Raw genomic sequence first — 22,692 nt, forward strand, 5'->3', positions numbered from 1 at the left:
TCAAGGATCCGTCTATGAGAACAGTCAGGGTATATCCAGAAAGCTGGCCATTACATACGCCGTTCGTGATTGCCCGTGGCGCGCGCAGTGAGGCAGGGGTGGTGGTGGTTGAGCTGGAGGAGGGGGGCGTCAGGGGGATCGGTGAATGTACGCCCTATCCACGCTACGGCGAAACCGAAGCCTCCGTGCTGGCGCAGATCGTCGGATTGACGGACGCACTGGCCCAGGGGATGACGCGTGAAGCGCTCCAGCAGGTATTGCCGCCGGGCGCGGCGCGCAATGCTATTGACTCGGCGCTGTGGGATTTACAGGTAAACCAGCAGCAGCGGTCACTCTGGCAGCTTACCGGTACAGAGATGCCGCAGCAGGTCGCCATGGCGCAGACCGTCAGCATTGATACGCCGCAGATGATGGCCAGCGGTGCGCTGGCGCTGTGGCAGAACGGGGCAAAACTGTTAAAAATCAAAATGGATAACCAGCTGATCACCGAAAGGCTGGTAGCGGTGCGCACGGCCGTGCCGGATGCGATGCTTATCGTCGATGCCAATGAATCCTGGCATGCAGAGGGCCTGGCGGCACGCTGTCAGCTGCTGGCCGACCTCGGCGTGGTGATGCTGGAGCAGCCGCTCCCCGCTGGCGAAGATGCGCTACTGGAAAACTTTATCCATCCGCTACCCATCTGCGCCGATGAAAGCTGTCACTCGCGTGAGAGCCTGCCCGCGCTCAGAGGGCGCTACGAAATGGTCAATATCAAGCTGGATAAAAGCGGTGGCCTGACCGAGGCGCTGGCGCTGACAGAGGCCGCAAAGGCGGAAGGATTTGAGATTATGCTCGGCTGTATGCTCTGCACCTCACGGGCAATCAACGCCGCGCTGCCGCTGGTCCTGTCCGCCCGCTACGTTGATTTCGATGGCCCTACCTGGCTGGCCGCGGATGCGGAGCCAGCCCTGCAATTCAGCTGCGGGCGCATTACGTTGTCAGGAACGCCAGCTTAGCAGATCCACCATCGCGTCGAGGTATTTTTCCGTGGCTTCATCAACGGATATTGCCGGGAGTTCGGCGGTTATCACCGGCAGATTCAGGTCGGCGCACCAGCTGCCGAACGAACCGGGGGTGGCGTAGCCAACGGTGGTAACCAGCGGCAGCGCCATTCGTTCTGACAGCCAGTGTCCGAGCAGGCTGGTGTGAGGATCCTCAATGCAGGCCAGCGGCTCGTGCAGCGTGACAATCCATGCCGGGTTAAGTGCGTGAATCAGGTCGCACAGGGCCTGCGTTTCAGGTTCTGAAGCCGGATGGTCGCCGGTTGACAACAGGACATCGCGCTCTTCTGCCACGCTGTTCCAGCGATAAACCGTCTCGCCCGGCTGCCAGTTAGCGGCGGGGAAATTACGATTCAGATCCACCCCGCGTGAATTCGCACGCAGCCCCAGCTGGCAGCCGTCCGGGTTCACCGCCAGCACCACATGGTGTCGGCGATGCGTCTCCTGCAGCGTCCGCATCGCGCAGGACAGCGTGGCCACTGCGGCGTTTTCATCGCCATGCGTGCCGGCCAGAATCAGCCCGCTGGCGCTATCCGCAGCGGGAGCGGGAAACCAGAGCAGCGGGGCACCCAGCACTGAGGTGCCATAAATCTTATACTCAGCATCCAGCTTGCCGCGCCGTGGTCGTGGATGTTTCAAAGACATAGTATTGGCTCCGGAATAATTTCCCTCAAACTAGCGCAAAAACCGGGCGAACAAAAGCGCTGTACGCGGCGACGCCCTCTGCCGCGATCGGGGGTGCGAAAAATGCTGTTTTTCAATCAGCTATTTGCGTTAAAGTGCTGTCATACGCCCGTCCTGTCGAATCGACCCCGATCGTTTAAAGGTGCTCTGATGAGGAAACTTTCCCGCTTCACCCTCGCTGCCGCTGCGCTGGCCGTTAATCTCTCTCTCTGTGCGGCGGTCGTGCCGCCCGGATCGGTGCTGGCAGAACGACAGGAGATTGTGCGTCATATCAAAGATGAACCGGCCTCGCTGGATCCGGCGAAAGCCGTCGGCCTGCCTGAAATACAGGTTATCCGCGATCTTTTCGAAGGCCTCACCAATCAGGATGCGTCGGGGAAGATTGTTCCCGGTGTCGCAGAACAGTGGCATACCACCGACAATAAAAGCTGGATATTCACGCTCAGGAATGACGCGCGCTGGTCTAACGGTGACCCTGTCACGGCAGAGGATTTTGTTTACAGCTGGCGGCGGCTGGTTGATCCGGCTGTTGCCTCCGACTCTGCCTGGTTTGCCGGACTGGCGGGTATTGAAAATGCCGGGGCAATTGCTAAAGGCCAGCTTTCACCGGATAAGCTTGGCGTAACCGCGCTGGACAACCATCGTCTGAAAGTGACGCTGGACAGGCCGGTTCCCTGGTTCCCCAGCCTGGCCGCCAGCGTCAGCCTCTTCCCGGTGCCGCAGAAGGTGATTGAAAAGGCCGGGGCAAACTGGACGCGGCCAGAAAATCTGGTTGGCAACGGTGCCTACAAGCTTCAGCAGCGGGTAGTGAATGAAAAGCTGGTGCTGGTACGTAATGACAGCTACTGGGATAACGCGCACTCGCTGCTGACGAAAGTGACATTCCTGCCGATTAATGAAGAGTCAAGCGCCACCAAGCGCTACCGGGCGAATGATATTGATATCACCGAATCCTTTCCTAAAAATATGTATGGCCTGCTGAAAAAAGAGATCCCCAATGAGGTCTATACGCCCGATCAGCTGGGAACTTACTACTACGCGTTTAACACCACCAAAGGACCGACCGCAGATCCGCGCGTGCGCAAGGCGCTGTCATGGACCATCGACCGCACCATTATTGCTGAAAAGGTATTAGGCACCGGCGAGAAACCCGCCTGGCATTTTACGCCGGACGTGACCGCCGGATTTAAACCCGTTCCGGGATTTTTGCAGCAGCATACTCAGGCTGAACTGAATATGCAGGCGAGGGCGCTCCTGGCAGCCGCGGGCTATGGCCCCACTCATCCACTGAATCTGACGCTGCTCTATAACACCTCCGAAAACCACCAGAAAATTGCCATCGCCGTGGCGTCAATGTGGAAGAAAAACCTGGGCGTCAGCGTCAAGCTGCAAAATCAGGAGTGGAAAACCTATATTGACAGCCGTAACAGCGGCAATTTTGATGTTATCCGGGCCTCATGGGTGGGGGACTATAATGAACCTTCGAGCTTCCTCAGCCTGCTGACCTCCAGCCACAGTGGAAATATTGCTAAATTTTCCGATAAGCAGTACGACGCGGTGCTGGATAAGGCCAGCCAGGAGACGCGCGCCGAGGCCCGCAGCAGTGACTATAATCGGGCGGAGCAAATTATTGCGGACCAGGCCCCCATTGCGCCGATCTATCAGTACACCAATGGCCGCCTGATTAAGCCCTGGGTGAAAGGTTATCCTGTTAATAATCCTGAAGATGTGGCCTATAGCCGCGAACTCTATATTCTTAAGCACTAAGCACTAAGCACTAAGCACTAAGCACTAAGCACTAAGCACTAAGCACTAAGCACTAAGCACGGTGAACATTGCGTCGTATGGCCGCTGACGGCAGGGTGGCCTTAGACTCAGGAAGCCATGCGCAGGCCTATGGTGACAATTAGCGGTGAATTGATGAACTGTTCACCGCATCATGCTGCCGGAACCAGCAGATAATAAAGCCGTTGCTATCACATCCTCCCGCTCCCTTCAGGTGATCTATGGCCCGTAATACCGCTCTGCTATGTGCTTTGTTATTGCTTTCCGGCTGTGCCCTTAAGCAGTATCCGTCGTCACCGCCGGTCAGCAATGTTCAGGCAACCACCCTTGATTGTCAGGGTACAGAGGATCAGCTTGCCAAACAGGAGCAGGTTCAGGCGGAAATTAATAAAACGGGCGAGTTTAACGGATTGACGGTGCTGGGCTTTATTGGGGATTTTGGCATTGGCAATGGCGTCGCAAAAAGCCTTGCGCAAAAACATGCCAGCCAGCGTCTGGCACAGCTTAAAGGGTTGCAGCAGCAGAAATGCTGATGAGATGTTGACCTGCTCCCTCTGGTTAATCCATCGCCATGCTAGTAATGTTTATCATTGAACGATGAGGACATTACCCATGAAAAAGCGCTTCTGCTGAAGATATTGATAACGTTTACTTTTACCTTAATTTTTCAACAACACTGGTATTAACTGTATTGCTGTATTTGTTTCTATCAAAAGTATTTTTTCTCATCAGGAAACAGCTTCGTTTTGATAAGAAAATGCGCCCCTGAAAGCGACGTATTGCGCATTTTACTATGCGGTAGGCCTTTCATTCCATGCATCAGAAAACTGCACATTACCATCGACATACCGCCAGGTGATTTTCTCATACTGAAGGCTGACATTTTCGATGTGATTGAGCTGTGAGCTGGATGTTTTTACATTTGGTACGGAGGTATTAACCCCCGTCACCTTCACATTTTCCAGTGCGATGATGTAATAACAGACTTCCTGACCGGCATGATTGATCTGATAGAAGCGAATTTCGGCGCTTTTTAGTGTCTGTCCTGTTGCTACGGCGCGTTGCAGATAAGGCGATGAACTGTCAATTTCCTTTTCCACTAACATGGAAGAATGCTGACGCGGTCCCGTAATTTTTCCGTTAGCCGGATCAACCGGCAGCGACAGACCGTGCGATAATCCTATTATCTCAATACTTCCATCACGATCCTGTACATCAACAGAACCTTTAATATCTGCGCCACCATCATCTTTAAGCCACATGTAAGCAGGAATTGGCATCTGTATATCCTTTTTAGAATGGTAAATTCCGCATTTTATTCTGACATGGTGACTTTAACGTTGGCTTAGAACAATAAAATGTTCACATGGGTTGATGGTTGAAAGTTTCTTCCATATCAGGTAGTTACTTCACTAACGTGGTTTTTTACATCATTGACCGTCAAACCCCACAAAGGACTGACAGGGTCAAACCGGCAAAGACCTGGGCTGGATCAGGCGCTGGCCGCGGTGCGCCGTGGTGACACCCTGGTTGTACCGAAACTTGACCGTCTGGCGCGCTCGGTACCTGATGCGCGTGAAATTGCGGATGCATTACAGGCCAGGGGCGTGAAGCTGGCGCTGGGAGCCTGCCTCTACGATCCGGAAGACCCGATGGGGAAAATGTTTTTTAACGTGTTGGCGACGTTTGCTGAGTTCGAGGGCGATCTGATACGCCTGCGAACCCGGGAAGGTATGGCTATTGCGCAGGCTAAAGGAAAACTGCGGGGGAAGAAACCCAAACTGTCTGAGAAACAACAGAAAGAGCTGTGCCGGATGCATGAAACCGGGCAGTACTCGATTAGCGATTTGGCTGAGTTATTTTCAGTCTCGCGGCCAACGGTCTACCGGACGCTTTCTCGTAACCATAAGGAATAAATATGCGGATCCCGGAACAGGTTATCCTGTCTGCCCTGCACAAAAGGGCGCGTGTATCAAAACTTTTTACCGGGCATCTGCCCGGGTAGCAGGTTCAGCAGACCGTCGAATCCCTGACGGTTATGTACTGGAGTCTCCGGGTGAGCGAAACGAGGTGATTCTGAGCAATACCGATTTTCAGTCTGTAGAAAAACGGCTCGCAGAAACAGAAATCTGGCAGCAGATCGTGGAAGCGTACTTTTATTTCAAAGAAGCAGCTTACGCGATAACAGCCGCCACCAAAACTGCGGCATTCGTTTCCTAAATGTTGCCTGCTGATCGCTGGTAAAATGCGCGCCTACTGGTAGCCATTCAACACTCGTATGTCGCCAGCTGGTAACATCCTCTCTTGCATGCGGGGAACTGTGGTTCTTTCTTGCAGAGATGAAAACCAATCGTTCCCAAAAGCAGCATATAAAGAGGCGGTTTCTTATATCTTTGGCCGCTGAAAGATATATAAAGGTAGTACCTCTATCAAAGGACAAGGTTTAATATGCTTTCAGGAAAAATCACATCATTCGTTTCTAAATAACTGCGCTTAATACCGCTTCACTTTCGTTAGCCCGTGTTTGTTGCCAGGGAAAGGTGAAGCGACTTCCATAAATTGTCTGACATTATTCAATAATTGCCACATTGTTTTGCAGCGATGATTGCGCGTGACGGTTTCGTGCAAGGCCAACCATAAGAGCTCTATTTTGTTTATCCACGGAGAGTAAATTGGCTGATAAATAACAATAAATTTCGGATTATCCTTCAACCATTTCAACGTTTTTTTGCTCTTGTGAATGATGTAATTATCAACGATTAGCGTAATTGTTTTTGCACTGCGGTATGTGCTTTTCAACTTACGTAAAATATTGATAAATAAACCTGAGTTCTTACTTGTCGCGCTGACGTAGTCCACCCGGCCTGTTCCCGCATGAAGGGCTCCTGCAAGGTAATGCTTTTCATTTTTTCCCGGCGTAGGTATACGTTTTTGCTGCCCTTTTTTCTGCCAGTCAGCGCCGATTTTGGGATTCAAATCGATATCCACTTCATCCTCGTAAAAGACCGGATGGTCAGCGCAGTTTTTTTCTAATGCTTCATCAATCGCTGCCAGTTTTTCCTCTTTGTGAGGATCGCGAATATGCAGTGTCGGAGCCGCTCTTCGCCAGACAATTCCCGCCCCGGGTAACCAACGGCGAACTGAGCCAGGATGCAACGTTGAGTTAAATAACTTATTAAGTTCAATCGTTAACATCTCGGTGCTCCACCGTGACCGCAGATACCCGAAGTCCTGAGGAGAGCGCTGAATCAGTAAATCAAGCATGCGCAACATCGCTTCCACTGGCCACTTTTTTTGACGTCCGGCCGGAAGACTTTTTAGACCTTCGATACCAAATAATGTGAACCAGTTAATCCAGCGACCGACAGAGGAACGCGCTGCACACAGGGTTTTAGCGACATAACTGAGCGATTCACCACGATGCAACATCAGCATGGCCATAAGGCGTCTGGAATGGTTTTTATCTGTTGTTTTATGGACAATTTTTTCCATCTGGCGTCTTTCATTATTGGGTATCGGTGCTATGATCGGCATAACTCAGTCCGGTTGTGATGATTTGTGATGTTTGGCGATTGATCAGATCGCTCAAACCGGATTGAGTTCCCTTCAGTGATCTACTATTAAGCGCAGTTATTTAGCTATTCGAGAATTGGGTATTCCACAGGATGAAGCTCTGGCGTTAGCTAAAGATGCGATACATTCCAACTATCTCGCTGTAGATGAGGTGCAAGTTGAAGGTCCAATTTCCCCTTTGAGTATCAAACACATCAACACGATTAGTATTGATGGTTGATTATCCGAACGATCGCCTGTCAGCCAGCCGCCGCCCGTTTATGCATAAAAGGAGCGGCGGCTTCCCCATCTTAAGAGTGTAAACTGCGATTCCTGCGTATTCTGGTGAATATGATCGGCTGGTACGCAGCATCTATAAAAGATGTGTAGCAGGCAATCCAGGTATCATCCCAAACAGGGACGATACCGATGAGAAACCAGGGAAAGACAAGAGATCGCGAAGTTAAGCAGTATAAGTTAAATCAGCGATTTTGATGATATGTGCTCTGTAATAAGCACATACGCCAGAGCATGCAGATGAATACGCTACTACATCAGCATCAGTGCATTCTGATGCTCAGGGGTAATTATTGATTAGAAAATGAAATGTCTGCGAGAAGGTAACCCTCTTGTAATCAATTCTTTAATCTCTTCCTTTGTAGCATTTTGAGGAAATTTATCTAATTCCTGCTGGATTGCACCTCTTCTAATCCCTTCATGACGATTGTCAACGTGTTGGCCTTCAGTTTTACTAATAAAGGAGATATCAGATCTCTGAACGACCGATATACAACGGGAGGAAAAATCTGCTGTTTTGTGGTTTTTATTACCATTTAATGCATTGCTTTCTGATGGGGATCCATACCTATTAATATAGAAAGCATGCAGAAAAGATCTGTTAGGTGATAAGCCCATAACTCAACTCCCTTAAATTATAAATTGTTTGGTGATTTTAAATATAATCATATCCGTATATAATTTTCTTGCAAAAAACGACTAAAAAAATTTTTGTGATTCTGAATCAAATCGGACCTTTCTCTATCCGCTAAGCAGGCGATAACGAGCGTCACCAGGATGCCTTTTCTAAGACCTCAGCACTGACCATCCGCGTGGCGCAGGTTAAATTAGTGGGCGTTATCACAAAGTGTTCAATATTCCACCTGTAAATAATCGAGCATAGTGGCCACGGATTTGTGCTTTATAAACCGGTGCCACGCGAGATAGACATTACAGGAAATACATGCCTGCTGATATTGCTCCTTCTCCGCTGCACGCTCCCCCAATACGCGCTCGGGAATAAAGCCGATGCCAAAATTGTTCTCCGCCAGTAAAAGCATCGTCTGATAGCTTTCCATCTGCGTCATCTGGTATTTGCCCGCTGGCTGTTCGGCATGCCAGCGTTCGACCATATCGCTGTAAAGGCACTCTTTGCCAAAACTGTATAGCGGGATGGGGGAAGCGTTGACCCTTTCCGGGTGTCCAACCAGTACCAGCCGCTCTTCGAATGCCAGCGCGCTGGTGACTTCAGGACTGAGAATCGGTCCGTCAGAGAAGATCATATCCAGCTGACGATTGATCAGCTTCTCTTCCAGCACTCGCGAGTAGGCGTTGATCAGGTTGACCCGAATATGGCTGTTTTCCTGCATAAAACCCACAACCCGCCTGGGTAACCAGAAGTCGATAGCCACATCTATTGCGCCAATGGTCAGCGTAGACACGTCAGCGCCTTTTTGATGCTTTTTGTGGATTTTATCAGAGAGTTCAAGCAGCTGACTGACATCCTGATAGTACTGCTTGCCAAAAGGGGTGACGCTGAGTCTGCCTTTATAACGATCAAACAGCGGCTCCCGGAGCTCGCTTTCAAGTTCTTTTATCATTTTGGTGATATTTGAGGGGACACAGAACATTGCCTCGGCCGCAGGCACTATCCCTCCCAGCTCGACCACGCGACAAAAGGCCTCAGCCGAACGAAGTTTCATAGGTTTTCCATTTAGTGAAACGATCTATTGAAAACAAGTTACTTTAAGGAATTCACTGGGTCAAGTAACCTTCTCTGCTTCACAAGAAATCAGCCATATTCACTTGCACAAGGGAAAATTACTATGATTACACTTAATGTATTCTTTAAAGTTAAGCCGGAAAATAAGCAGGAATTTCTTGCCGTACTGAATAATATGGTCGTCGAGTCTAACAAAGAAGAGGGCTGCCATTTTTATCAGCTGTGGAACAATGAAAATAATAAAAACCACTATGCATTAATTGAACTCTGGTCAGGTAAAGATGTACTGAGTGAGCATCAGAAAACACCACACTGGATTGCCTTTAACGATGTGGTTAATACGTTTCTTACCGAACCCTATGATGAACACCACTTTAGTGAAATTTCTCGCTAATAACGGCAGCGCTGGCATAATGTGCCAGCGTTTTTTACCGCGTTGTAAATATCATCCTTTCTGAATATGCTCGTCACCGCAATAACTCTTGCTGCATCCTTATTCCACTTATTAATATATCTACGCTTAGTTAGAGAGATAAATATCCCAGCCATCTGCTTGAATTAGCACGCGGTTTCTACCAGGCTAAAAGCTGTTTCATACTGTGCAGTATGATTTTTCACGACCACCAGGGGGAATGACATGATTGTAAAAAATAACATTGATTTAAACGAGGCCCGGCGCCTGACGGATATCGCGATAGATAAGGCGAAAGACATTGCGTCACCGAGCAATATTGCCATCGTAGATGCCTCAGGTTTTTTAATCTCCCATATGCGAATGGATGGCGCGCAGCTACCCAGTATTGAACATGCCATTAACAAGGCCTACACCAGCGCACTGTTTGGTAAAGCGACCCAGGAGCTGAAAAAAGATGCTGAGCCGGGCGGCGAGCTGTACGGTGTGAATAATACCCTGAATGGCAGAGTCATCGTCTTTGCAGGCGGGAATCCGTTAATCGTCAACGAACAGGTGGTGGGGGCGATTGGTATCAGCGGCGGGACCAGTGAGCAGGATCGGGCGATCGCTGACTATGCCGTCGCGCAATTCAGGCTGAACGATGCAGCCAGTCAACAGGGTTAACCTGGCGCAGGGCGGGTTTGCAGAATGACACGGTTTCTAACGGCTGAGTAACCTTAACCATTTTGCAACGACCCGGCGGCAGGCTAGACTGTACCGCACTGATTGTCCTTAAAATGGAGCCGCCGTGGACGTTATTGCAGGTAAGTCATTACAGGTTACGGACGCAATTATTGCGTGTCAGCTGGACGGCAAAGGTGGGCTGATCCCCATCGATAATAAAGACGTATTAGCAAGCGATCGCCCCTGCTGGTTACACCTGAATTACACCCACCGGGAAAGTGCCGACTGGCTGTTGTCCACGCCGCTGCTGCCGGATTCCGTCCGCGATGCGCTGGGTGGCGACAGCATGCGCCCTCGCGTCAGCCGGCTTGGCGATGGCACGATGATTACCCTGCGCAGTGTTAATCTGAACAGCGAGTCTCGCCCCGATCAGCTGGTGGTGATCCGGGTATTTATCAATGAGAGACTTATTGTCTCAACCCGGCAGCGCAAGGTCTATGCCATCGACGAGGTGCTGACCGATCTCCAGAACGGTAACGGACCGGTGAATGGCGGAAGCTGGCTGGTTGAGGTCTGCGACGCGCTTAACGATCATACCAGCGAGTTTATTGAACAGCTGCACGATAAGATTATCGATCTGGAAGATGCAGTAGTGGATCAGCAGGTACCGCCGCGCGGCGAACTGGCGCTCATCCGCAAACAGTTAATTATCATGCGTCGCTACATGGCTCCGCAGCGTGATGTGTTCTCGCGTATTGCCAGTGAGCGGCTGCCGTGGATGAGCGACGACGATCGCCGCAGGATGCAGGATATCGCAGACAGGCTGGGTAGGGGGCTGGATGATTTGGACGCCAGCCTGGCGCGTACGGCGGTGCTCTCTGATGAAATCAGTACGGTGATGGCTGAGTCGATGAACCGCCGAACCTATACCATGTCGCTGCTGGCGATGGTGTTCCTGCCTACCACGTTCCTGACCGGGCTGTTCGGTGTCAATCTTGGCGGTATCCCCGGCGGTGGCTGGCATTACGGTTTCGGCGCGTTTTGCCTGTTGTTAGTGTTGCTGGTGTTGGGTGTTGCTGTGTGGTTACGCCAGCGTAAATGGCTGTAGGGAAGGGGGCGTAAAGGTCGCTAAAGCGAAAATAAACCTGATCCATATCAATACAAAATCGGTTCAGCGGAGGCAAACTCTGTTTCGCAGGTGAATGCAGCGTCAAGCGATGGGCGCTGCGCTCCATATTGTACTACTTCCAAATTTGAATTACTGCATAGCACATTTGATTCATAACAGCCGACGCATAGTCGGCTTTTTTTTGACCGTTTGCTACTGTGTCAGATGGTGCCTATGCTTAGTATTCAAGCCAAGACTGAGGAGGAAGACATGTTAACTGCAAACGTTATGGACACTCCGCACGCATCTGACCCTATCCCTACCGACCCTGTGCCCATCCCTGAGCCGTTCCCGACGCCTCAGCCGATGCCTGATCCACCCCCGGGCGATCCCGATCCGATTCTGGACCCACCCCCGCATATGTAACCGGGGACTGGCCGTTGAGCAGCATCAGGCTGCTCAACGGCCGTTAGCATAACCAGCGCCTGACTGCCTTATCCGATCTGCATGACATCGAGACGAACCGGGGCGTCCTCTTCATCCTCCGGCTGCCAGCCGGCAGGCCTGAGTGGCACAGGCTCGCGGTCGAATGCCAGATCGCCGCCGTCCACCACTTCTGAACCGTGCTGAATCCCTTTAAAATCGAATAGCGACGTATCGGCCATATGCGAAGGCACAATGTCCTGCATCGCGCTGAACATGGTTTCGATGCGTCCGGGATAGCGTTTATCCCAGTCGCGCAGCATATCGCCAATCACCTGACGCTGGAGGTTAGGCTGGGAGCCGCACAGATTACAGGGGATAATCGGGTATTCGCGGGCAATGGCGAAACGCTCAATGTCTTTTTCACGGCAGTAAGCCAGCGGGCGTATAACGATATGCTTCCCATCATCGCTCATCAGCTTAGGCGGCATACCCTTCATTTTTCCGCCGTAAAACATATTCAAAAACAGCGTTTGTAAAATATCGTCGCGATGATGGCCCAGGGCGATTTTGGTACAGCCCAGCTCGGTGGCGGTGCGGTAGAGAATGCCGCGTCGCAGGCGCGAGCAGAGTGAGCAGGTGGTTTTGCCTTCGGGAATTTTATCCTTCACGATGGCGTAAGTATTCTCTTCGACGATCTTATACTCCACGCCGAGCTTGTCGAGATACTCAGGCAGGATATGTTCCGGGAAACCTGGCTGCTTCTGATCGAGGTTAACGGCTACCAGGGAAAAAGAGACCGGCGCGCTTTGCTGGAGATTGCGCAGTATTTCCAGCATCGTATAGCTGTCTTTACCCCCCGACAGGCACACCATAATGCGGTCGCCTTCTTCAATCATATTGTAATCGGCAATCGCTTCCCCAACGTTGCGGCGCAGACGCTTTTGCAACTTATTAAGGTTGTATTGCTCTTTCTTAGTATTGTCTTGATGTTGGTGCATAATTTAGCGGCTCAGATTCAAAATGGGGGGCATTACGCTTATTTTGCCAGTTTCTCTCAGCAATGAAATCTTTTCGTTAGAGTTCATCGGTTCCGGCATGCGTCGTTGTGGCGAGTATGGTACGGATTACAGCGGCGAAAGCCAGCGCCAATTATTTACTTTTACCGTCCCTGCATCGTTAATTCACGGCGCATCCTGTCGCTTATCGCCTGCTGCGCGTTAGTGCATCCGCCAGTAACCGCCATCGTCCGTTCTCTGGTACACTCTGCGGCAATACGCCCGTCGGTTTCTATCAGAGAGTAACTTGTGACTGCTTTTTCAACCCTGACTTCCCTGCCAGCCAGCCAGATCGATAATCTGACCGAGCTTGGCTATCACAGCATGACACCTATCCAGGCCGCGTCGCTGCCGGCGATCCTGGCGGGGCGCGACGTGCGCGCCCAGGCGAGGACCGGCAGTGGTAAGACCGCTGCGTTTGGCCTGGGTGTGATGCACCGTATAGACGTGACGCAATTTACTACCCAGTCACTGGTGCTATGTCCTACGCGCGAACTGGCCGATCAGGTCGCTAAAGAGCTGCGCCGTCTGGCGCGTTTTACCGCAAATATTAAAATCCTCACGCTCTGCGGGGGGCAGCCGATGGGTGCCCAGCGCGATTCGCTGGTGCACGCGCCACACATTGTGGTGGGAACGCCCGGACGTATCCTCGATCATCTTAAGCGTGAAACGCTCAAGCTGGGGCAGGTCACCACGCTGGTGCTGGATGAGGGGGACAGGATGCTGGAGATGGGGTTTCGCGAGGATATCGATACGATAATCCGCTATTGCCCAACTGAGCGCCAGACGCTGTTATTTTCAGCCACCTGGCCGCAGGACATGGCGAAAATCAGCCAGAGTATCCAGCGCGATCCGCTGGCCGTCGAAACCGATGTGGTCTCCGATCTACCGGCTATCGAACAGGTATTTTACGAGGCAGGCCCGCGCGAGAAACTGCCCGCGCTCATTGGCCTGTTAAGCGATAAAAAGCCGCGTTCCTGCGTCGTGTTCTGCAATACCAAACGCGAGTGCGATGACATTGCTCACGCGCTGGAGAGCAAAGAGATTAGCGCTCTGGCCCTGCATGGCGATCTTGAACAGCGCGACCGCGACCGGGTGCTGATCCGCTTTGCTAACGCCAGCTGTCGCGTGCTGGTCGCAACCGATGTGGCCGCGCGCGGTCTGGATATCAAATCACTGGAAATGGTGGTGAACTATCAACTCTCCTTTGACCCGGAAGTTCATGTTCACCGTATTGGTCGTACCGCCCGTGCGGGCGAGCAGGGCAGCGCCATTAGCTTTGTGGCTGCGGATGAGATGATCCGCGCCCATGCGCTCGAGGATTTTTTACAGCAGAAGCTGAGCTGGAAGGGCGTTGCTGAACTCAAAGCCGTCGCTTCACAGCCGCTGCCAGCCGAAATGGCTACCCTGTGCCTGGACGGCGGGCGTAAAGCCAAAATACGTCCAGGAGATATCCTGGGCGCGTTGACGGGTGATGCGGGCCTGAAGAGTGAAGTGATAGGAAAAATTGATATCGCCGCTACCCACGCCTATGTGGCTATTCGTCATGACAGTGCACGACAGGCGATGAAGCAGCTCCAGCAGGTGAAGATCAAAGGTAAATCCTGTCGTGCCGTGCTGCTGAAGTCCGCCTTCTGATTTTTATTGCGGCCAGCCGGATGAACGACTGGCCGCGTTCAGAATGCCTTTTACACGCGGTGTACGGCAGGTGGCGTTGACAGCAGCGGTTCAGCATCGGCCATCAGGGTTTTGAAATGCGGCTGTTCACCGTGGGTTTTGACGGCCTCTTCGTTCTTCCAGGTTTCGTGGAAAAGGAAGACGTTACCGTCCTCAACGCTGCGGTAAAGATCGTAATGAACGCATCCCGCTTCTGCCCGGGCAGGTTTCACTCCGTGCGTCAGGACTTTCTTCAGCTCATCAGCCTTGCCCGGTTTGGCAGTGAATTTTGCTACAACAAGAATATTTTTATCGCTCATTCTGTTCTCCATACGTTTGCTTGCAAATTTGGCCGGACTAAACGGCCATGATAATCCCTTTTACGTCACGGCTAATGCATTTCAACCGAATGCACGCCTTTAATTTCCAGTAGTGAATTATAAATCTGGTGTGGGGCAATTTTTCGTGACAGGGTCACGTCAATCGTCATCTCACAGAGTCCGGTCTCGATATCCCGGTTCACAATGGACACCTGACCGGTCCTGACGCGCTCTTTCTCAAGTACAATCAGCACCATTGGAACGCTTTTCGGTTTAAGATGAAACACCAGCGTGTGATGGCGGCCGATAAGCCAGTGGCTAATTCTGCGGAACGTTTCCAGCACCACCAGTGCCAGCAGCGTGCCATAGATACCGATTTCGTACAGACCACTCCCAATGACCAGTCCAATCGCGGCGGTGACCCACAGACCGGCGGCAGTCGTCAGCCCCTTAACGATCTGCTTCTGAATAATAATAGTCCCGGCGCCCAAAAAACCCATTCCGCTGACGACCTGAGCGGCAATACGGCTGGGATCCAGACCAATATGCGCCTGCATAATTATGTCATCAAAGCCATATTTAGAAACGATCATAAACATGGCGCTACCGATACCCACTAAAATATGCGTCCGCAGACCCGCTTCTTTAGCCCGCAGCTGGCGCTCCAGCCCAATTAATCCACCCAGTGCACCGGCCAGCGCGATACGTAATAACAGATCCATTAACACAGGCTATCCTTCTGATTTATTGTCATCTTTCATTGTTACACGCCTTTTTTTATAAAATAAGAACGCAGGCTATTGCTATTATTGTGATTATTAAATGGTAAATATTCGTGACAGCTATCGACCCACATACGATCCTGGCTTATGCTGGCAAACCGCATAAATACCAACCCGGAGTGGATAATGAAAGCAGCGACTTTACTGCTGCTGGGGGCATCTCTCGTGCTCTCAGGCTGTAGCAGCGACAGCAATGATGAACCGCCACAGCAGGCAACCAGCGCCCATGTCCCCACTAAAGTCGTGATGTCCGATCTGGCTGCCAGCACCTGCTCCAGTGCGGGTGGCACGCTGGCTCTTTCGCGTCAGCTTGATGGCTCTGCCGTCGCCATGTGCCAGCTGGCAAATGGACGACGCTGTAATGAAAGCGCACTGGCTGGCGGAACCTGCGCGCGTTAAGCGGGGCGATGAGCCGGGATGGAGCAGGCGGAGCGGATAATCCATTAGGCGCTGGCCGAATGATTTATGCCGTTACCGCGTTCGGGCAGGACTCCCCTGCGGCCAGCTGACTGATATTTTGCAGCGTCGTTTGCGAGATGCCGGTCAGGGCCTCCGCCGTCAGGAATGCCTGATGGCCTGTGAACAGCACGTTATGGCAGGCTGACAGACGGCGGAAAATATCGTCCTGAATAACGTCGTTCGATTTATCCTCAAAAAACAGGTCGCGTTCGTTTTCGTACACATCCATACCTAATGCGCCTATCTTCTGCAATTTCAGTGCATCAATCGCCGCCTGGGAATCAATCAGCCCGCCCCGGCTGGTGTTAATGATCATCACGCCATCTTTCATTTTTTCAAATGCCGACATATTCAGCAAATGGTGGTTTTCTGGGGTTAGCGGACAGTGGAGCGAAATAACGTCTGCTTCACGGAACAGGGTGGCGTTATCCACGTACTCTACGCCCATCTCCAGCGCCAGCGGATTTGGCCAGGGATCGGACGCCAGCAGGCGCATACCAAAGCCTTTAAGAATACGCAGCGTGGCAAGGCCAATCTTACCCGTGCCGATAACGCCGGCGGTACGGCCATGCATATTAAAGCCAATCAGCCCTTCGAGTGAGAAATTAGCGTCGCGGGTTCGCTGATAAGCACGATGAATACGGCGGTTAAGCGTCATCATCATTCCTACCGCGTGTTCTGCAACGGCTTCCGGGGAATAAGCGGGAACGCGAACCACGTGCAGACCCAGCGCGTTGGCGGCGTCGAGATCGACATTATTGTAGCCCGCACAGCGCAGCGCGACGAATTTCACGCCCAGCCCGGCCAGTTCCTCAAGCACGGCGCGGCTCCCATCGTCATTGACAAAGATGCAAACGCCATCGCAGCCCGTGGCATTTTTAGCAGTACGTTCGGTGAGCAGGAAGTCAAAAAACTCCAGTTCATAGCCATAGCTTTTATTGACCTGCTCCAGATACTTCCTGTCGTACTGTTTGGTACTGTACACCGCTATTTTCACGATTGCTCTCCTGCTATGCCGAAGGGATTTCATCAACCGACATCTTAACAAGATTTGATATCAGGCTGCGACCCTTACCAGAGCTGCGGTAAATATCACGGCTGCCTGGCCTGTTTTCGGGGAAAAACTTCTCCATCCGGGCTTAACGTGCCATCATTTAGCTCACTTAACCTGTCGAAATAAACGGACTTTATATTGCCATGACCCGGGGCTGGAAAATTTTAACCGCAGCAGTAATGAGTGTCGTTTTGCTGCTGGCAGGACTGATGCTGACCATTACGCACTGGCTGCCGCGGCTGGCGGGAGTCTGGCTTCCGGCAGGAACGTCCGTGGCGCTGGACGGACGGCCAGGCTGGCATAAGGGCGCGCTTTCCCTGCCGGGTATACGCTATCTGGCCGGGCAGTGCGTGCTGGCTAACGTGCGTGATGTTTCGCTGAGCAAGCGAAAGGGTCGCTGGCTGCTCGATGCCGCCGACGTCAATATCGACAGCGCATGTTTCGATCGGTTACCCAACGGAAAATCCGACGCCGCGCCGCGAACGCTGGTGGCCTGGCAGGCGATGCTGCCTTCGGCGCAGGTTTCTGTTGATCATTTCTCGATCGCCCCGTGGCAAAATCTGGCTGGCGCGTTGCGCCTTAGCCTGGATGGCGATCGCCAGCAAATCACATACAGCGGTGACGCGCTGTCCCTTAAGGCGAGGCTGGAAGGCAACCGCCTGAATGTCGATGCGCTGACCTTTCAGGCCCCCGGCATTCCTGAACCGGTACAGCTTTCCGGCACTCTGCATCTTCCTGTCATCCCCAATACGTTGCCAGAGGAGGGGCAGCTTGGCGCTAACCTGACGCTACAGGGCGTGCCGGATCCCCTGACAGTCAGGCTGAACTGGCAGCAGCAGCAGGGTGAATTGCTGGTCACGGCGAAGGATAACCAGACGCCGCTGGTCAGCTTACCCTGGCAGGTTTCCGCCGACAGCGTGCAGATAACTCACGGACAGTGGCGCTGGCCCTGGGCTTCCCAGCCGCTTTCCGGCGGCGTGGCCCTGAGCCTGAATCACTGGCAACAGGGGCTGGCGGCAACGGAAATTACCGGGCGTCTGAACGTCCTGACTCAGGGACGCGGAGGGAAGGGCAACGTGGTACTGACGCTCGGGCCGGGCCACCTCGACCTCGTTAACAGCGCGTTATCCTTCAGGATAACTGGCGAAAGCAAGCTGGCCCAGCTGCAATTTTATGCAGGTCTTCCGGGTGAAGTGCGTGGCCCGCTGCTGGATCCCGCACTCTGGCTCAGCCCGGGGGCGCTGCTGCGCATGCGAGGGCGGCTACTCCCGACGCTGGAGGTTGACGAGGCACGCTGGCCGCTGGCCGGGGTCACCCTATCTTCAGCGGGAGTTGATGGGCGTTTACAGGCGATCCTTAGCGCCCACGATCCGCAAATGGGGCGGTTCAGACTGCATCTGGATGGCCGCGCGACGGACTTCTGGCCGGATAAAGGCCTGTGGCAGTGGCGCTACTGGGGCAACGGAAAAATGGTACCGCTGTCGGCCAGTTGGGATGTGAACGGAAATGGGCGCTGGCAGGAGACGCTGATTGAACTGACGTCACTCTCCACCGGCTTCGATCGGATCCGTTATGGCGGCGTCAACGTTCACGCACCCAGACTAACCTTAACCTCGCCGCTGCGCTGGGATCGGGCTAAACCCTCTTTTGCTGGTGCGCTCAGTCTGAGCGCCCGGCAGACGCTGTTTGGTAGCGGCGGTTACCTGCCGCCCGCCACGCTGGCGCTTAACGTCAGCGGGCGCGATCCGGCCTCTTTTCTCTATCGCGGCACGCTTCAGGCGCAGGCAATTGGCCCGGTGCGCTTGCAGGGCCGCTGGGATGGTGCCCATCTGCGCGGTCAGGCCTGGTGGCCAACGCAGCCTCTTGCGGTCTTCCAGCCGCTGCTGAGTAACGACCTGAAAATGAAGATCCGCTCCGGCACCCTCAGGGCGCAGGTGGCCTTTTCTGCTGCCAGCGATAGCGGCCTTGAGGCGGGCGGTCACTGGGTGGTGAGCAACGGGAGCGTTTCACTGCCGGATAACGACATCAGCGGCGTCGATTTCTCCCTGCCGTTCAGGCTGAAGGTCGATCGCTGGTATTTCGGCGCAAAAGGACCGGTCTCTCTTCGTATCAAAGCGATTAAAAATCAGTTTACCCTGCAAAATATCACTGCCGATCTCCAGGGCGGCTACCCCTGGAGCGAAGAACAGCCGCTGCGCCTGAGTAACGTCGGCATGGATATTCTGGGGGGGACGCTGCGCATGGAGAGTTTGCAGATGCCGCAGCATGAAGCCGCGACGCTGCGCATTAAAAATATCAGCGTCAGCGAGCTGGTCACGGCGATAAAGCCGAAACAGATTGCGATGTCCGGGCATATTAATGGCGCGCTGCCGCTGTGGCTGAGTCATCCCCGCTGGCTGATTAAGGACGGCTGGATTGCCAATAGCGGTCCGCTGACGGTCCGGATGGATAAGGACTTTGCGGATACGATTTCCAACAACAATATTGCGGCAGGGGCGGCGATGAACTGGTTACGTTATATGGAAATTTCACGCAGCTGGGCCACGCTGGATCTGGATAACCTCGGGATGATGACCTTCAGGGCGCAGGTTAACGGTACCAGTCGTTTTAGCGATAAAAATCAGCGCGTGTCGCTTAACTATACGCAGCAGGAAAACCTGTTTCAGCTCTGGCGCAGTTTGCGCTTTGGCGATAACGTGCAGTCATGGCTGGAAGATAACGCCACACTGCCGAAGCACAAGGAAAAATCTGATGAAACGCATTAGCCTGCTGATGCCCGCCGCTGCGCTACTGCTCAGCGGCTGTACGCCCCGTATTGAGATCGCTGCGCCAAAAGAGCCGATTACCATCAATATGAACGTCAAAATTGAGCATGAGATCCATATCAAGGTGGATAAAGACGTTGAGGCACTGTTAAAAAATCAGAGTGATTTGTTTTGAGGGGGGCATGATGGGCAGGTTAAGAACTATGCTGATTTGCCTGCTATTGCTGCCGACGGCGGCTATGGCACTGACGTTGAGCGAGGGGCGTCAGCAGGGTCGGGTAGGTGAGACGCTGTCCGGCTATATCGCACCGCGAGCTCAGGATGCGGATACGCTGGCACTGGTTGAGCGTATTAATCAGGGACGCAGTCAGCAATATCTGATGCTGGCCCGGCAAAACGGTCTGACGACGGAAGAGGTTGCCCGTATTGCCGGGATGAAGCTGGTCGACAGGGCCGCTGCGGGCGAATATGTTCGTGGGATTAACGGGCAGTGGCTACAGAAAACACCTTAATCGTGTGCCATTCCGGTGGTGACTGGAGCATATCGCCTAGGGTGGTGTCCGGCTGGCTAAAGTCTGGTGCCGTCGCCAACGGATGGTGCCCGGTGCCTGGCGGTCCTCGCGCCGCGCGTTGCGCGGTTCCTTCGCTTCGTTCGTCGACCTTTCGGACCGGGCATGACGTGACATCCCTGTCCCGACATGCCCTTGTGCCAGCATCCCTGCTGGCCCATCCGGGTCTTCCTCTCTGCGCTCAGCGCTGCGGAATGCCTGTCACCGGGCCCCACCCGCCGGCTCCATTTACATTGTGTTGGCTGCGGGTAACGGCGGTTTCGGGGGTTACAGGCGATTCTTTGGCAGGTTTAAAGCAAAGAGAACTCTGCAAATAAGACAACCTCCTTGCCAAAGCCTCAGGGCCATAGCCTGAGGGTTGTGCACAGTGCGCTAAAGGCTCAGTGTTGTCGCCTACGGGTGTTGCCTGGCTGGCTAAAGGCCTGGTGTAGTCGCCAACGGATGGGGCCCGGTGCCTGGCGGTCCTCGCGCCGCGCTTCGCATGGTTCCTTCGCTCCGCTCGTCGACCTTTCGGACCGGGCATGACGTGACATCCCTGTCCCGACATGCCCTTGTGCCAGCCTCCCTGCTGGCCCATCCGGGTCTTCCTCTCTGCGCTCAGCGCTGCGGGATGCCTGTCACCGGGCCCCACCCGCCGGCTCCATTTACATTGTGTTGGCTGCGGGTAACGGCGGTTTCGGGGGTTACACAAGATCTTTCGGCAAGTTTTAAAAGAAAGAACTCTGCAAATAAGAAAATGGATGAGCATTGCTACAGCTCAAAAGCCTGAATGTTATTAGGGCTTAACTGGACGTCGTGCTGATGATAACTGCGGATAGACAAGCGGTTTTATTGAAAGCACTCACGTACAGGCGGAGAGCTAAAAGTTTTTACTGGAAGCAGCCCAGAAGCCTGCGGACAGACAAGCAGTTTTACTGAAAGCAGCTCAGCAGCCTGAGAGGTGGATAATCCCTGCGGGTGACGGGCAATCCGCAGCGCTGCGGCGAAGACGGAGGGCCAGGCGAGGGCAGCAGGGATGCTGCACTCAGGGAGCGGCGGGCAGGGATGCCCGCTCGCGACCAGGCCGTCCGGCCCGGAGTCGGAGCCAAAGGCACCACGCGGAGCCTGTAGCTGCGACGCCCGGCAACCGCAGGGATTATCCACCGGCACAGCAGGAATTCCAGCCGCCACAACCCAACGTTAACCACAGGGATTATCCACCGACACAGCAGAAATTCCAGCCTGCACAACCCACCGGCAACCGCAGGGATTATCCACCGACACAGCAGAAATTCCAGCCGCCACAACCCAACGTTAACCGCAGGGATTATCCACCGGCACAGCAGGAATTCCAGCCGCCACAACCCAACGTTAACCGCAGGGATTATCCACCGGCACAGCAGGAATTCCAGCCGCCACAACCCAACGTTAACCGCAGGGATTATCCACCGACACAGCAGAAATTCCAGCCGCCACAACCCAACGTTAACCGCAGGGATTATCCACCGGCACAGCAGGAATTCCAGCCGCCACAACCCAACGTTAACCACAGGGATTATCCACCGACACAGCAGAAATTCCAGCCTGCACAACTGACATGCCCCCAGCCGAACAGAAGACTACCCCTAAAGAAAAAGCCCGGTGGACATGGGAATTGTCCACCGGGCTATATCGGTCACCGCAACAGCATAAACAAAAATTATGCGGTCACCAGCTCTTCCAGCACGGCTTTCGCGTCAGTCGTGGCTTTAGTTGCCACTTCCGGACCATATGCAATCCCCTCGGCGAAAACAAACTTCACGTCGGACATGCCCAGGAAACCAAGGAACAGCTTCAGATAAGGCGTAAGCAAATCGCTAGGGGTATCCTTGTGGATGCCGCCACGGCTGGAAATAACCACCACCTTCTTACCTGTCACCAGGCCTTCAGGACCATTCTCGCTGTAGCGGAACGTCACGCCCGCGCGGGCAACCAGGTCGAAATAGTTTTTTAACTGAGTAGGAATATTGAAATTATACATCGGTGCCGCAATAACAATGGTGTCATGCGCTTTCAGCTCGGCAATCAACTCGTCAGACAAAGACAGCGCTTCCTGCTGGCGCGGGGTCAGTGCAGCATCGGAAGGACGCAGCGCACCGACCAGCTCGCCATCCAGCACCGGGATTGGATTCGCAGCAAGGTCGCGAATGGTGACAGTGTCGCTACCGTGCGCGGCTTTCCACTCTTCAACGAAATGATCGGCCAACTGGTTAGACTGAGAATAACCGGCGAGAATACTGGATTTCAGTACTAATACATTGCTCATGATAATTTCCTGTGTGATACGCGGAACACCTTCCGCTCAATGACATACACTCTATGGACAAACCTCCCTCAGGGAT

The 22,692-nt window shown here is 53.4% G+C and carries 23 protein-coding genes and 1 pseudogene; 13 read left to right on the forward strand and 11 right to left on the reverse strand.

What is annotated here, in order from left to right; translation table 11 throughout:
* Nucleotides 1-14 precede the first annotated feature (14 nt).
* Nucleotides 15-995 carry an L-Ala-D/L-Glu epimerase gene (gene ycjG / locus AC4PCC_RS10285; protein ID WP_492127306.1) on the forward strand — a complete coding sequence of 327 codons (981 nt, stop codon included), beginning with the start codon at nucleotides 15-17 and terminating at the stop codon, nucleotides 993-995.
* On the opposite strand, the gene mpaA is transcribed toward ycjG, so the two are convergent.
* Entirely contained in the window at nucleotides 978-1,685 is a 708-nt protein-coding gene (gene mpaA, locus AC4PCC_RS10290; protein WP_492127307.1) for a murein tripeptide amidase MpaA, read from the reverse strand. The genes ycjG and mpaA overlap by 18 nt on opposite strands.
* 189 nt (nucleotides 1,686-1,874) lie before the next feature.
* Between mpaA and AC4PCC_RS10295 the strand changes: the two genes are divergently transcribed.
* Entirely contained in the window at nucleotides 1,875-3,491 is a 1,617-nt protein-coding gene (locus AC4PCC_RS10295; protein WP_067701608.1) for a peptide ABC transporter substrate-binding protein, read from the forward strand.
* Nucleotides 3,492-3,730: 239 nt separating this feature from the next.
* Entirely contained in the window at nucleotides 3,731-4,042 is a 312-nt protein-coding gene (locus AC4PCC_RS10300; protein WP_492127308.1) for a hypothetical protein, read from the forward strand.
* Between the two features lie 258 nt (nucleotides 4,043-4,300).
* Here AC4PCC_RS10300 and AC4PCC_RS10305 read toward each other — a convergent pair whose 3' ends face one another.
* Entirely contained in the window at nucleotides 4,301-4,789 is a 489-nt protein-coding gene (locus AC4PCC_RS10305; protein WP_492127309.1) for an Hcp family type VI secretion system effector, read from the reverse strand.
* 171 nt (nucleotides 4,790-4,960) lie between these two features.
* Between AC4PCC_RS10305 and AC4PCC_RS10310 the strand changes: the two are divergent.
* Nucleotides 4,961-5,425: pseudogene (locus AC4PCC_RS10310) on the forward strand (recombinase family protein); the annotation flags it as partial.
* 577 nt (nucleotides 5,426-6,002) lie between these two features.
* On the opposite strand, the gene AC4PCC_RS10315 reads toward AC4PCC_RS10310, so the two are convergent.
* From AC4PCC_RS10315 to AC4PCC_RS10325, 3 genes are all read right to left on the reverse strand, one after another.
* Nucleotides 6,003-7,043: an IS630 family transposase gene (locus AC4PCC_RS10315; RefSeq protein WP_492127310.1), complete on the reverse strand. Its 1,041-nt coding sequence runs from the start codon at nucleotides 7,041-7,043 to the stop codon at nucleotides 6,003-6,005.
* Between the two features lie 612 nt (nucleotides 7,044-7,655).
* On the reverse strand, nucleotides 7,656-7,976 hold the full coding sequence (locus tag AC4PCC_RS10320; RefSeq protein ID WP_492127311.1) for a hypothetical protein: 321 nt from the start codon (nucleotides 7,974-7,976) through the stop codon (nucleotides 7,656-7,658).
* Between the two features lie 233 nt (nucleotides 7,977-8,209).
* Nucleotides 8,210-9,040 (reverse strand): LysR family transcriptional regulator, encoded by an 831-nt coding sequence (locus AC4PCC_RS10325; protein WP_492127312.1) that lies wholly within the window; start codon nucleotides 9,038-9,040, stop codon nucleotides 8,210-8,212.
* A gap of 123 nt (nucleotides 9,041-9,163) precedes the next feature.
* On the opposite strand from AC4PCC_RS10325, the gene AC4PCC_RS10330 reads away from it, so the two are divergent.
* The 4 genes from AC4PCC_RS10330 (at nucleotide 9,164) to ynaL (ending at nucleotide 11,672) form a co-directional block, all read left to right on the forward strand.
* Nucleotides 9,164-9,454, forward strand: a complete 291-nt coding sequence (locus tag AC4PCC_RS10330) for a putative quinol monooxygenase (RefSeq protein ID WP_492127313.1) — start codon at nucleotides 9,164-9,166, stop codon at nucleotides 9,452-9,454.
* A gap of 243 nt (nucleotides 9,455-9,697) precedes the next feature.
* A complete protein-coding gene (locus tag AC4PCC_RS10335) occupies nucleotides 9,698-10,138 on the forward strand; it encodes a GlcG/HbpS family heme-binding protein (RefSeq protein ID WP_067701632.1) in 441 nt (146 codons plus the stop codon).
* A gap of 124 nt (nucleotides 10,139-10,262) precedes the next feature.
* Complete coding sequence (zntB, locus tag AC4PCC_RS10340; protein WP_067701634.1) at nucleotides 10,263-11,246, forward strand: zinc transporter ZntB; 984 nt, start codon at nucleotides 10,263-10,265, stop codon at nucleotides 11,244-11,246.
* Nucleotides 11,247-11,516: 270 nt separating this feature from the next.
* Entirely contained in the window at nucleotides 11,517-11,672 is a 156-nt protein-coding gene (gene ynaL, locus AC4PCC_RS10345) for a proline-rich small protein YnaL (RefSeq protein ID WP_492127488.1), read from the forward strand.
* 68 nt (nucleotides 11,673-11,740) lie between these two features.
* On the opposite strand, the gene ttcA is transcribed toward ynaL, so the two are convergent.
* Nucleotides 11,741-12,670 (reverse strand): tRNA 2-thiocytidine(32) synthetase TtcA, encoded by a 930-nt coding sequence (gene ttcA, locus AC4PCC_RS10350; protein ID WP_067701642.1) that lies wholly within the window; start codon nucleotides 12,668-12,670, stop codon nucleotides 11,741-11,743.
* A gap of 306 nt (nucleotides 12,671-12,976) precedes the next feature.
* Here ttcA and dbpA point away from each other — a divergent pair, with 306 nt between their 5' ends.
* Complete coding sequence (gene dbpA, locus AC4PCC_RS10355; protein WP_492127314.1) at nucleotides 12,977-14,365, forward strand: ATP-dependent RNA helicase DbpA; 1,389 nt, start codon at nucleotides 12,977-12,979, stop codon at nucleotides 14,363-14,365.
* A 50-nt stretch (nucleotides 14,366-14,415) separates the two neighbouring features.
* On the opposite strand, the gene AC4PCC_RS10360 is transcribed toward dbpA, so the two are convergent.
* The gene (locus tag AC4PCC_RS10360; RefSeq protein WP_067701646.1) at nucleotides 14,416-14,703 is read right to left on the reverse strand and encodes a putative quinol monooxygenase; all 288 of its coding nucleotides are present in this window, start codon (nucleotides 14,701-14,703) and stop codon (nucleotides 14,416-14,418) included.
* Nucleotides 14,704-14,774: 71 nt separating this feature from the next.
* A complete protein-coding gene (locus AC4PCC_RS10365) occupies nucleotides 14,775-15,431 on the reverse strand; it encodes an MgtC/SapB family protein (protein WP_492127315.1) in 657 nt (218 codons plus the stop codon).
* Between the two features lie 180 nt (nucleotides 15,432-15,611).
* Between AC4PCC_RS10365 and AC4PCC_RS10370 the strand changes: the two genes are divergently transcribed.
* Nucleotides 15,612-15,884 carry a putative hemolysin gene (locus tag AC4PCC_RS10370; protein ID WP_492127316.1) on the forward strand — a complete coding sequence of 91 codons (273 nt, stop codon included), beginning with the start codon at nucleotides 15,612-15,614 and terminating at the stop codon, nucleotides 15,882-15,884.
* A 64-nt stretch (nucleotides 15,885-15,948) separates the two neighbouring features.
* Here the strand turns inward: AC4PCC_RS10370 and AC4PCC_RS10375 are convergent, their stop codons facing one another.
* Nucleotides 15,949-16,941, reverse strand: coding sequence for a 2-hydroxyacid dehydrogenase (locus AC4PCC_RS10375; RefSeq protein WP_345827594.1), 993 nt, complete (start codon nucleotides 16,939-16,941; stop codon nucleotides 15,949-15,951).
* A gap of 200 nt (nucleotides 16,942-17,141) precedes the next feature.
* Here AC4PCC_RS10375 and AC4PCC_RS10380 point away from each other — a divergent pair, with 200 nt between their 5' ends.
* The 3 genes from AC4PCC_RS10380 to AC4PCC_RS10390 are packed head-to-tail and all read left to right on the forward strand — an operon-like array spanning nucleotide 17,142 to nucleotide 20,275.
* A complete protein-coding gene (locus AC4PCC_RS10380; RefSeq protein WP_492127317.1) occupies nucleotides 17,142-19,763 on the forward strand; it encodes a YdbH family protein in 2,622 nt (873 codons plus the stop codon).
* A complete protein-coding gene (locus AC4PCC_RS10385; protein WP_067701663.1) occupies nucleotides 19,750-19,938 on the forward strand; it encodes a YnbE family lipoprotein in 189 nt (62 codons plus the stop codon). Before AC4PCC_RS10380 ends, AC4PCC_RS10385 begins: the two co-directional genes overlap by 14 nt.
* Nucleotides 19,939-19,966: 28 nt before the next feature.
* On the forward strand, nucleotides 19,967-20,275 hold the full coding sequence (locus tag AC4PCC_RS10390) for a YdbL family probable chaperone protein (RefSeq protein ID WP_492127318.1): 309 nt from the start codon (nucleotides 19,967-19,969) through the stop codon (nucleotides 20,273-20,275).
* Between the two features lie 968 nt (nucleotides 20,276-21,243).
* Here the strand turns inward: AC4PCC_RS10390 and AC4PCC_RS10395 are convergent.
* Nucleotides 21,244-21,861: a hypothetical protein gene (locus tag AC4PCC_RS10395; protein WP_492127319.1), complete on the reverse strand. Its 618-nt coding sequence runs from the start codon at nucleotides 21,859-21,861 to the stop codon at nucleotides 21,244-21,246.
* A gap of 149 nt (nucleotides 21,862-22,010) precedes the next feature.
* Nucleotides 22,011-22,616, reverse strand: a complete 606-nt coding sequence (locus AC4PCC_RS10400) for an FMN-dependent NADH-azoreductase (RefSeq protein WP_492127320.1) — start codon at nucleotides 22,614-22,616, stop codon at nucleotides 22,011-22,013.
* Between the last annotated feature and the right edge of the window lie 76 nt (nucleotides 22,617-22,692).

Source organism: Erwinia sp. L03-1 (assembly GCF_058686115.1).